Below are 11,644 nucleotides of genomic sequence, written 5' to 3'. Positions count from 1 at the left end.
GCGTGGGTCAGTGAGATTCCATCTGCCACCAAGTAATCAGCGCTTGGCGACTTCGCAACACCTGATCGTTTCATCCCGAATGCGCTTGGCTTCCATCGGGAACAGCGCGTTCATGACATCCGTACCCACCACGGAGCATTGACCATGAGTAACCGATTCAAGCAAGCCGTCATTGACGACGTGACCTCGCGCAACATCGACGCCAGCCTGCAAGAACATCTGCTCGACCTGTTCGAATCGGCCATGAAGTCGGTGGCCACGACGCTGGTGCGCGAGGCCAAATTCGACACCACCGACTTCGCCACCGCCAAAGGGCGCGGCTGCGAGGGGTTCACGCTGCTGGTGAGCCGCACCCGCACCGACTCGCGTGACGGTTGGTTCGGTGCGTTTCAGCGCGGCGACGAACGTCTCGACGTCATCGGCCACCTGGAATAGATGGTCAATCGTCCAGTTCCGGAACGTCCCAGTCAGCCGGACGAGCTTCGCCGGTTTGGTAGAACTGCTTCACCAGCTTCACGTATTCCAGAAAATCCCGATTCTCCGTCGCCAGCCGATTGGCCATGTCCCAATCGATCTCGTCACGCTCGCGGGCCGGAATCAGCACCTGACTGTCGGCAGGGTTGTCCACGTCTAACTTGATGAAACCGATGCCGTGGGCGGCGAACAGCATCCGCAGTTCCTTCAGCGTATCGGTGCCACCGATTTCCGCCGCTACCAGATAGCCGAAGTTGGCCCACGACGAATTCGATACCGCCTGGAAGAAGCATTCGCGCACGTTCGACCGGTTGATCAGCAGTTTGACTTCGAACGACCACAGCTTGGTGCGCTTATCGGAATACTGCGTGACGCAATCGCGAACTTCGCGGTGCCACTCCTTGCTCAAATCCTCCATGCCGACCAAATCCGGGTACAACCAGCGGTTACCGTTGGGCCCGCGCTTGTTGGAGGAGCGCTTTTCGTCGATGCGCTTGGAGAACACGCCGAACTCCTCCCACAGGTACTGCGACAACATCGGATACAGCGCGTGCTCATCGATCTTCAAGGTGCTCGCGTCCGTCATTGACGCCCCACCCTCGCTCTCGACCGCCGCCACCTCGGCGCTGTCCGTTCGGTCCGAGTAGTAATGCTTGCGCGGCCGCCCCTCGGTCGTCTTCAGCTCCAAATGCTTCCTTTGCAGGCGCGGCAACTGGGAACTGATCTCGCGCACAATCTGCTGCACCAGTTCGGCATCCGTTTCGAGGCGTTGGCTGCTCTGCTTCTTGGCCTGACACTGCTCGGGATAGGTCGCAAACACCCACTCGGCAATCTGACGCGCGGTGAATTTCTCATCCGGGTGCGCCTTCAGGTAGCCGACGACGGTTTTCGCCAGATTCAATTCCATACCTACTCCTCTCTTGTCCCGGTCATCATGCTGACGCTCCAGCCTGTGGCGGAGCCTTCGGCGGAACCGTCCCCTGCTGATAGGTCGCATCGAAAACGGTGTCCGTCAGCCAGCGCTTGAAGTTGGGGTTGTCGCTGAACTGCTTGAACAGCTCGGTGTGGTCGGACAGCAGCTCCAACACCACGCGGTTGAGCGCCTTGTCGTGCTCCAGCTTGGCGTTTTGCTTGTCGGAGTTCGCCTGCGCGTTCTGGTAGGCCTTGTCCTGCGCCACACGTGCCGGGATCTCCTCGGCGATGACCTTGCGGATCTTGTCCTCGTCCTTCCACTCGATGTTGCCGAAGAGGTCGTTGAAGGTCTTGATGATCGCGGAGAGCCTGTCGATGTCGGCTTCGCCTTTGCCGCCTCCACCACCGGGCGGCACTGGCTCGACGGTGGCGTCGGCGTCGCCCATTGCCATCTTCAGCGCTGCTTTGGCCTCAACCCGGTAGCTGTCCATGTCGATGGTTTCCAGCACCCCCTTGGAGAGGTCTTCCTCCTTGGGCGCGGGCAGCTTGGGGATGAGGAAATTCAGGAAGATCGACAGCTTCTCCCACGCCGGGTGGCCGTAGCTCAGGATCGCGGCGAGGAAACCGTAGCTGCGCACGAAGGCCTTAGCCTTCCCCTTGAACTTGACCTGATCGTCCTCGCCGAGCTTGTCGGTGTATTCGGCCACGCACGCATCGAGGATGGGATCGAGCTTGTCGCGGTCTGCACCGCTCAAGTAGAGCGCCACCAATTCCTCAACTTGCTGCCAGCTATACACCTGCTGCCCGTCGAGTTCGGCCTTCAGATCGTGCAGCTTGTTGGCGTCGGTTTCGCCAGTCTGGATGGTGGCGCGGTAGTAGTCCTGGAACGCCGCCTTCACTGCCTCAGCGTTATCGGCAAAGTCGAGCACGAAGGTGTCATGCTTCTGCGGATGCGCCCGGTTCAGGCGTGACAGGGTCTGCACCGCCAGCACGCCCGCCAGCGGCTTGTCCACGTACATCGTGTGCAGCAGGGGTTCGTCGAAGCCGGTGACGAACTTGTTGGCGACGATCAGGAAGCGATACGGGTCTTGCTTGAGATTGGTCGGAATGTCCTTGCTCGGAAACCCGTTGAGATCGGCCTCGGTCTTCTTCTGCCCGCCAATCTCGAAGTCGCCCGAGTACGCCACGATGGCCTTGTAAGGGCTCTTGATCTGGGTGAGGTAGTCCGACACCTCGCGCCAGTAGTCAATGGCCCGCGCGATGCCGTTGCACACGATCATCGCCCGCGCCTTGCCACCGATCTTCTGTTTGCCCGCCACCTGCGCGATGAAGTGATCGACCATGATCTCGGCCTTGCGGCGAATGGCCTTGTCGTGCGATTCGACGTAATGGCGAATCTTCTTCAGCGCCTTCACCTTGTCGAATTCCGGGTCGTCCGCCACCGTCTTGGCCACTTGGTAAAAGCTGTCGTAGGTGGTGTAGTTCTCCACTACGTCGAGGATGAACTTCTCCTGGATGGCCTGCTTGGTGGTGTAGGTCAGTTCTTCGGGCGAGCGGAACTGCACCTTTTCGCCGACCAGGGTCTTCTCGCCGAACAACTCCAGCGTCTTGTTCTTGGGTGTGGCCGTGAACGCGAAGTAGCTGGCGTTGACCAGCAGCTTGCGGGAGGCGATGCGTTTCTCGATTTCCGCGTTCACCGCATCCTGCGTGCTGTCCTCTTCGAACTCCTCTTCGGCGACCTTGCCGCCGAGGGCTTCGTGCATCCGCGCCGTGGTCTTGCCGCCTTGGCTGGAATGCGCTTCGTCGATCAACAGTGCAAAGCTCTTGCCGGATAGGTCGCCCAGCTCATCGAGGATGAACGGGAATTTCTGCACCGTGGTGACGATGATCTTCTTGCCCCGGCGCAGGTACTCACGCAGCTCCTGCGCGTTGTCGGAGTGGCCGAAGATCGCCGCCACGTGGTCGTAACCCTTGATGGTGCGGGCAATCTGTGTGTCCAGCGCGCGCCGGTCGGTGATGACGATGATGGAGTCGAACTGCGCCGTCATCGGGTCGTCCGCGCGGCGCAGCTCCACCAATTGGTGCGCCAGCCAGGCAATCGTGTTGCTCTTGCCGCTGCCTGCCGAATGCTGGATCAGATAGCGCTTGCCCACCCCATCGGTATGGGCGCGGCGCAGCAGCGCACGCACAGTGCGCAACTGATGGAAGCGCGGGAAGATCTGCTTGCGCTTCTTGCGTTTCTTGCCGCTGGCGTCTGCTTCTTCTTCCTCCACCACCTGCGCGTAACTCTCGATGATGTTGGACAGCGACTCGCGGGTCAGCACCTGCTTCCACAGGTAATCGGTCTTTAGACCATCCGGGTTGGGCGGGTTGCCCGCGCCGCTGTTCCAGCCCTGGTTGAACGGCAGGAACCACGACGCCTTGCCCTTCAGCTCGGTGCAGAACGCGGCCTCCGCGTCATCGACTGCGATGTGCGCCACGCAACGCCCCAACTGGAACAGCAGCTCCTGTGGGCTGCGCGTAGTTTGGTACTGGACGATGGCGTCGGCCAGGGTCTGCTTGGTCAGCAAGTTCTTCAACTCGAACGTCAGTACCGGCAGACCGTTGATGAAGATAGCCAAGTCCAGCTCATTGCCGGAATCCTTGCTGTAGCGCACCTGCCGGGTAACGCTGAAGATGTTCTTGCCGAAGGCATCCGCTGCGGCGGCATTGCCCGGCGTGGGCAGCAGCTTGTAGAGATCGACGTGTACCGGCCCGTGGCTCACGCCCTTGCGCAGCACGTCTACCACGCCGCGCTTGGTGATCTCGCCTTGCAGCCGGTGCAGGAACTGGGTGCGCTTGATGCCGTCCGCCGCCAGTTCCAGCGTGTCCACCGCCTTGGGCTGGGTAGCCTGCAAGAAGTCCAGCAACTGCGCCACATCCAGCGCCACGTCGCGGTTGTAGTCGGTGGGCTTGCCCTGCACGTAGCCGTTGTGGGTGGCGGCGAAGTCCGTGGGAGCCAGCGCATGGCTGTACTCGGGCTGCGGCACACCGGTCAAGCCGCGCACGACGCGCGCCTCGAACCAGCGCTCGCTGGTGTCAGTCTTCGCCATCGCCATCCTCCTCTTCGGTCACATCTTCGTTTTCATCGCCCAGCGCGGCTAGCGCCGCGTCGTCCACCACGTCGTCCGGGCCGGGTTGCCAGCCGCGCACGTCCACTTGACCGGTGACCACATCGGCAATCAGGCGGTCGCGGTATTCCCGGATCAGCTTGATTTCTTCCTCCACCTTGGCAATAGCGCCATTTACCTCTGCTGTGTCGGTGTCGAGCTGCTTCGCAATTTGCGACTGCTCCGCCAAATCTGGTACTGGCACAAGGGTGTTCAGCGCGTCAGTTCTGTCCAATCCAGGAACCGCCGAGTCCTTCGAGATTCGATCTAGCCGACACCAAACCAATAGGTAATAAAGCCATCTAACATTAGCTTTCGTGCACCTTCTATCGATGAAATAGGTAGTGTCGATTGCAAACAGGTCGCGCTCGGAATAGTTCACCTTCCCAAAAGACCCTTTACGCCCGATCACTATGCAAGGGCCGACTGTATTGGCTTCGTCGTGCACGCCCACTTGGCCATTGGAGCCGTACACCGGAACATCGCCTTGGCGGCGATTCGCATCTGAAAGTGAATCACCGTATGTGAACCGACAAACCCATTTAAGGCGCTTAACCTGCCAGTGCTCCGGCACCTCTCCCAGCCATTCGATACCGGATGCCTTCAGCGCCACAGATGAATCAAGGCCGCGCATGATGGCGTGGTCGATGATGCGCAGCTTCTGTTCGGTGAGCAGCTTGATCAGATCACGCTTTGTCTTGATGAAGCGGGCGATGTGCGCGTCCTGCGCGCGCAGGTAGGCGACGATCTGGTCTTGCTCGGGGCGCGGTGGCACGAGCGAAGGCATCTGCTTGAAGGATTCCCAATACAGCCGGTTGCGGTCGGCCACGATGCCGCGCGAGAACTTGTTGACCTCCTGCATGTAGGCCGCCGTGCGAAACAGGTAGCTGTAGTAACTGCTGTTGGCCTCGTCGTAGGGTTTCACCACCACATAGGCCGGGCTGACCAGTCCATCGACTGGCGCGGGGCCGACCGCGCCTTGCCACATTCGCATCATGTTGTAGGCAATGTCGCCTTTGGCTGCGCGTTTGTACTTCTCCTTCTGGCTCATCACCTGCTTGCGCTTCAGGTTTTCCATGTCACGCACACGCACGCCGGTGCGCAGCGACACTTCCAGAATGGGTAGATCGGGGAAGCCCGTTTCGACGCGATGACCGAATAGGCGGCCATTGCGCAGCACTTGCCAGCTTTCAGGTATATGCGGTACCCAAGGAAGACCCGATGCGCGAAAGGCTTGATTTACTGTCTTGGCTGGAACAACCGGTGCCGGATCAGCTACAGCCTCGACTGCGATGGCTGTGTCCGCACCGAATAGGGAGCCCTGCTCCTGTACTTCGGCGGCCTGCGGCGTTGGCAGTCCCACTGCCACTTCAATCGCCTGCCCGAACAGCAGGAACTGTGGAATGTCCGGCGGTGCGATGTCCAGGGCTGCGTCGCGCCCCTGCTGCTTCACCTGCTCGCGCAACTCCATCAGTAGCCTGCCCAAAACGTTCATGCCGACCAGCGTGTCGCCGTCGTCAACGACCTTGGCTCCCCAAAAATCGTCCTTGCGCGATTCCTCGACGATGGGTCGCTCGCCAGTCTTCAGCAGCAACGTACTGAAGGCGTTCCAGTTGTTGGCCAGCTTCATGCGCAGGCTCCAGCGCATGATGCGCACGCGCACCTGATCCCAATCCGGGCGCGAATCCTTACGGTAGGGCTTGCTCCGCATTTTGGCCGTCATAGGGCTGATCTGGCCGATGATCAGCTTCTGCACGTCGGGAAGATGCGGAAAGCGGCAGGCCTGATACAGCGCCTCGGAGGTTAGTATCCGTACCCCATTAACATGGATCGGGTAGCCCCCCGCCATGTTGGATAGGCCACCAAACGGTTCGTCGGTCTTGAGGAAGACGACGCTGTCCTTGCGGCTGTAAGTGCGACTCTGATCTCTTCCGCTCATCAGAGATCGCCTCCGGTCAGATCGGCAAACATCCTTCTCATCGCCGTCTGCGTGTTCGTGGTTCGCGGGAAAAGCGGATACCACGGCGCATCCACCCAGAACGCCAGCGGCGCGTTGTTGGGGCAATTGCGGTAGGTGACGATGAGCGAGCCGAAGCCCAGCGTTTCCAGCGTCATGTGCCCCAGGGGGCGCTGGACGGCACTGAGGTTGGGGCAAATCTGCCGAATGTGGACACCGGCTTTCAGGAACTCCTGTTCCAGCAGAATTTTGGCCGCGTCGCTGGAGAACAGACCCGCAGCGCCGGGGTTGCCAGCGGCTCTGAGCGTGGGCGGGTACCGCATGGCAGCCACATGGGCTTGCACCGCAGGATCGTTCGGGATCGCCGTCGGGCGCAGCACGTCTGACGTTGCGCTGTAGGTCTTTCTGTCCTCCAGCTCGATGGCGTGCCACCACGTGATATCGATATTCTTTCCCGAACCTCGGATGACTTCTTGAATCTTGGTGTTCGCGTAATACCGTCCGCCACTGTGCTCTGCGATGCAGATCACATGCACCTTAGCCTGCGCGGGCGCGTTGCCACCAATCCATCCTTCCAGATCACGTCGCACGCGGTTGCCGGTGAAAATGCCGTCATCCAAATAGATGAAGACTTCGTCACCTTGGCCGCAGTCGTCGATGCCGAATCCGTGCTCATCTTCCAGTTGCTCGGAGAACAGGGCGAGCATGTCGGTTTGGCTGCTGCCGCCGCCCTGAATATCGAGGAAGCTGGCGGATCGCCAGAACTTGTCGGGTCTGTCGCCGGTGAGCTTCTGAGTGCGCATCGCGCCACGGAGGAACTTGGCCACGTCCTCTTTCGAGAAATAGATTTTCTTGAGTACGTGGTCGATCTCTTGGAGGATGGGCAGCTGCACAGCAGCGTCGAATTGCTGCACCCAATGCTCGACGTGGTCGGGGATGGGCCGCGGGAGCGACCCGCCCCGATAGTCCTGAATCGTGTTGGCGATGGACGCCAAAAGGTCGATACGTTGGCTCATGCGGGCACGCCTCCCACGATCTTGTCTAGCAAGCCTTCAGTCTGCTGCTCCAGCTTGACGATGTCGGCGCGGATTTCTGCCAGCGTGCGCAGGGGCGTGGGCTTGTAGAAATAGCGGGCGAAAGAAATCTCGTAGCCGATCTGGGTCTTGTCCGTGGCGATCCATGCGTCCGGTGCGTGTGGCAGCACCTCGCGGGCGAAGAAGGCGTCAATGCCGCCCGGCTCCTTCAACGGCACCTGCTCGGTGTCGCGCAGCTCGCTGTCGGGCTCGTACTCGACCATGAAGCGATCCTTGCCCACGGTTTCCAGGTACGCGCCGTCGAAGCCGGGCTCGAAGTGTTCCCCTGCCTTGAGCTTGCTGCGCTTGGCGATAACCGGCGGCGCGGTTTCGTCGCGCCAGCTCACCGCCTTGTAGATGGCCTTTTTCTCCGGCGCGCCGAGCTTGTCGCCCTGCGCCTTCAGGGCAGCATCGAAGCGGGTGCGGAACTCATTGTGGTCGTCGAACACAGCACTGCCCAGGGCCTGCTGCGCCCGTTGCGCTACCTCCATTAGCCCCTTGTCGCGCTGCCACGTCGATGCGTCGAGCAGCTTCTTGCGGCGCTTGGCAGGCACGGCCTTGCGTGCGGCGGGTGCTTCACTTTCATCGCCGCTGTCGCCGTCTTCGCTGTCGTCGTCTTCGTTCTCGTCCTCACCCTTCAGCCACGCCTCGATGGCCGGTTTGCGCTTGGCGAACTCGGTATAAAGCGCCTCGCCGTGGGTGGCGTAGATCTCGGCGCGCAGCGCCTCATCGCCGGTGGCAAAACGCAGGGGCTCGATGCGTTCGTCGGAGAGTTGGCTTTTCAGTCGCAGCGGACGCTCGACGGTAATCTTCCAGTAGCCGAAGTCCTGGGTGTCGAACCATTTGGACTGGGCGGTTTCCTGCGCCTCGCCGAGGTAGAGGTCGAGGATTCGCTGGATGTCTCCGTCCGAGAGTTCGCAGTTCTTCTTGCCGAGGTTGCGGCGCAGCGGCTGGAACCACTGCGATGCATCGATCAACTGCACTTTGCCACGCCGCGCTTCGGCCTTCTTGTTGGCCAGCACCCAGATGTAGGTGGCGATGCCCGTGTTGTAGAAGATGTTGAGCGGCAGGGCGATGATGGATTCGAGCCAGTCGTTCTCCAGCACCCAGCGGCGGATGTTGCTCTCGCCCTGGCCTGCGTCCCCGGTGAACAGCGCTGAGCCGTTATGCACCAGCGCGATGCGGCTGCCCAGCGGCGTGTTGTGCTTCATCTTTTGCAGCTTGTTCACCTGGAACATGAGCTGCCCGTCGCTGGAGCGGGTGATGAGCTTGAATTCGGCGTTGCCCGCGTGGCTGACGATGAAGCGCGGGTCATTGAATTCCTTCTTGCCGCCCATGCGGTCCAGATCGGTCTTCCAACTCTTGCCGTAGGGTGGGTTGGAGATCATGAAATCGAATTCGCGGCTGCGGAACTGGTCGGCGGACAGGGTGGATTTGTCCGCGCCGCCGACGATGTTCTCGGCCTCCGCTCCTTCGCCCTTCAAGAGCAGGTCGGCCTTGCAGATGGCGTAAGTTTCGTCGCTGATTTCTTGGCCGAACAGGTGGATGGATACTTCCTTGCCGTGCTGGTCGGCCAGTTCGTGTAGCGCTTCCTCGGCCACGGTGAGCATGCCGCCGGTGCCGCAGGAGCCGTCGTAGAGCGAATAGGTGCTGGACTCGATCCGGTCGGCCACCGGCAGGAACAGGAGCTTGGCCATGAGTTGCACCACGTCGCGCGGGGTGAAGTGCTCGCCTGCCTCTTCGTTGTTTTCTTCGTTGAAGCGGCGGATCAGCTCCTCGAACACCGTACCCATGCCGTGGTTGTCAAGCGCGGGTAGCTTGATGCGGCCGTCGGCATCTTTCACCGGCAGCGGCGCGAGATTGACCTCGGGGTCGAGGAAGTCGTCGATCAGGTAGCCGAGGACGTGGGAATCCACCAGCTTCTGGATCTGGTTGCGGAAATTGAACTTGGTGAGGATTTCTTGCACGTTGGGCGAAAAGCCGTCCAGATACGCGATGAAGTCATCGCGCAGCCGCTGGCCTGCGGCGCTTGCCTTCAGCTTGGCCAGCGTGAATTCCGAGACGTTGTAGAAGGCTTGGCCTGCCGCCATGCGCAGCGCGCCGTCCTGCTCGGCCACTTTGTGGGTGTCCAGGAACTTCTTGCGCTCGAGCACCGCGTCTTTCGTCGCTTCGAGCACGGCATCGAGCCGCCGCAGCACGGTGAAGGGCAGGATGACGTCACGGTATTTGCCGCGCACGTAAACGTCGCGCAGGCGGTCGTCAGCGATGTTCCAGATGAAGTCGGAAATCCACTTGATCTGGCTTTGGTCTTGTTGTTGCTTCTTCTGCATCGATACGTTCCTCAGCTCGCCGCCGTGCCTGTGGAGACGGCGAGATTCCAATGATCTTTGAGGACGCCCAGAAGGCGTTTCTGGCGCTCTGCCAGAAGCGTGGGTGTCCATTCGTTTTCTGCTCTGACTTCCTGCGTCAACACGAAGGGAGATGCCGTGCCTTTGCCCCGGAAGTAGGCGTCCTTCTTTTTGGCAAAGTCGTAGTTGCTGGCAGAGGAGTTCTTGTTCCTATCCAGCGGAACCAGATTGGCCAGACGGTGCATCCAGCCGTCGCGCTCGTCTTCATCCGGGAACCACTTGATCCAGTCCGAACCGTCGGGCGGGGTTTGCGGCAGAACGTGCTCCAGAGACACGGCATCTTGAAGCTGCACGCCGGGGGCGCGCACCAAGGACTCAAGGCGCAAGACCAGTGCCATCCGTGCCTTGGGCAGATCGTCGTACACGTCTCCATCGAGTGCCGCGACGAACTTGCGCTTTTGCGCGTCTGTCAGTGTCAGCGTGGTGAGCGCAGCCAGATCTCCCTTGAAGGCCTCCGGTTCAATTTCCTTGGTGAGCGCAGCGTAGGTTTCTATGCGCTCATTGATGCCCACCTTGGTGACCAACAGGAAATAGGTCAGGCGTTCTAGTGACTGGAAAAACTCTGCAAGCAGTTTGGGTTGCTGCCGAAAACGCTTGAAGTAGACCAGTGCCGGGGGCACCCAGTCCTTGAAGTCCACGCGGTTGAGCCAAGACAGGTGTTCGTTGATCGTCTCGGCGTGTTCGGTGGCCTCGAAGTCTGCATCGCGCACGAAGTCCCACACTTCGGCATAGGGTTTGATGACCTTGTCGACGAGGTCGATGGGGGTCTTGTACTCGGTGACGTGCTCCTGGAACTCCTTGACCAGGATGTACTTCTGCTTCTTCTTGGCGTAGATGCTGCGGATGTGGCCAAACAGGTCACCGAAGGCGTCGCGACCCAGCGAGCTTTCGATCCGGCTCCACTCTTTGGCGTAGGCGCGGCTCTTGACGTCGCCTGCTGTGGTGCGGATCAGGCCCAGCACCTGCGCCTTGATGATGTCGATAGGCGCGAGGTCGAGTCCCCGGTTGTTGAGTACGGAGAAGATGCGGTATGCGGCTTCGAGGTCGGGCGTGGAGATGACAACCAGCGAGCAGTCGTTGGCAAGGAATTTCCACAGTGCGTTCAGATCGGCAGGTGACAGCGCTTTGGCCTTTTCGAGCAGCAGCGTGGCGTTTTCTCGGTAACGCAGGCGGCTATCTTTCAACTTGTCAGTGCTCGAAACCAGACGCTCCAACCCGCCTTGTTCCTGGATGTAGGTACGGAAAAAGTCGGCGTCCTCCTCGCGGGCCTTCAGGCGATACTCATTCAGCTCGCCCCACTCAGGATTTCCTTCCTTGTAGAGGTATTTGGTGAGGAAAGACGCCGAGTTCGGCATCAAGACGCGCAAAACTGCAAGCAGTATGGTGAGCGTGGACAGTCGCTGCTGGCCATCAACCACAAACGACTTTGGATCTCGATCCTCCTTGATCAGAACGATGCTGCCGAGGAAATACTGGCTACTTGCCCCTGAGACACGCGCATCCTGCATCGCCGAGTACAGATCATCGAACAGCTCTGTGGCCTGCTCGGTTGTCCAGGCGTAGGGGCGCTGGTAGTCCGGAATCTCGAACTGGTAGCTGCCTTCGAAAATCTCCCGGATCAGTTTGTCGTGGGCTTCAAGTGTCTTGGCCATTGGTTTTATCTCTTTATGT

Annotated in this window: 7 protein-coding genes; 1 reads left to right on the top strand and 6 read right to left on the bottom strand. The window is 60.3% G+C overall.

The window, feature by feature from the left end:
• The first annotated feature begins 144 nt into the window (after positions 1-144).
• A complete protein-coding gene (locus C513_RS0101215) occupies positions 145-435 on the top strand; it encodes a hypothetical protein (RefSeq protein WP_018714202.1) in 291 nt (96 codons plus the stop codon).
• 4 nt (positions 436-439) lie between these two features.
• Here the strand turns inward: C513_RS0101215 and C513_RS0101210 are convergent, their stop codons facing one another.
• The 6 genes from C513_RS0101210 to C513_RS0101180 are packed head-to-tail and all read right to left on the bottom strand — an operon-like array spanning position 440 to position 11,625.
• Positions 440-1,381: a COG2958 family protein gene (locus C513_RS0101210; protein ID WP_018714201.1), complete on the bottom strand. Its 942-nt coding sequence runs from the start codon at positions 1,379-1,381 to the stop codon at positions 440-442.
• A 25-nt stretch (positions 1,382-1,406) separates the two neighbouring features.
• Positions 1,407-4,478, bottom strand: a complete 3,072-nt coding sequence (locus C513_RS0101205; RefSeq protein WP_018714200.1) for a type I restriction endonuclease subunit R — start codon at positions 4,476-4,478, stop codon at positions 1,407-1,409.
• On the bottom strand, positions 4,465-6,474 hold the full coding sequence (locus tag C513_RS14440) for an NADAR family anti-phage protein (protein WP_018714199.1): 2,010 nt from the start codon (positions 6,472-6,474) through the stop codon (positions 4,465-4,467). Before C513_RS14440 ends, C513_RS0101205 begins: the two co-directional genes overlap by 14 nt.
• Positions 6,474-7,508 carry a phosphoribosyltransferase-like anti-phage protein gene (locus C513_RS0101190; RefSeq protein WP_018714198.1) on the bottom strand — a complete coding sequence of 345 codons (1,035 nt, stop codon included), beginning with the start codon at positions 7,506-7,508 and terminating at the stop codon, positions 6,474-6,476. Before C513_RS0101190 ends, C513_RS14440 begins: the two co-directional genes overlap by 1 nt.
• Positions 7,505-9,895, bottom strand: coding sequence for a type I restriction-modification system subunit M (locus C513_RS0101185; protein WP_018714197.1), 2,391 nt, complete (start codon positions 9,893-9,895; stop codon positions 7,505-7,507). Before C513_RS0101185 ends, C513_RS0101190 begins: the two co-directional genes overlap by 4 nt.
• 11 nt (positions 9,896-9,906) lie before the next feature.
• Positions 9,907-11,625: a DUF262 domain-containing protein gene (locus C513_RS0101180; protein ID WP_018714196.1), complete on the bottom strand. Its 1,719-nt coding sequence runs from the start codon at positions 11,623-11,625 to the stop codon at positions 9,907-9,909.
• Positions 11,626-11,644: the final 19 nt, after the last annotated feature.

It is taken from the genome of Allobrachymonas chironomi DSM 19884 (assembly GCF_000374625.1).
Classification (GTDB): Bacteria; Pseudomonadota; Gammaproteobacteria; order Burkholderiales; family Burkholderiaceae_C; genus Brachymonas; species Brachymonas chironomi.
Note: the sequence above shows the minus strand (reverse complement) of the source record. Positions and strands in the feature narration are given on the sequence as shown.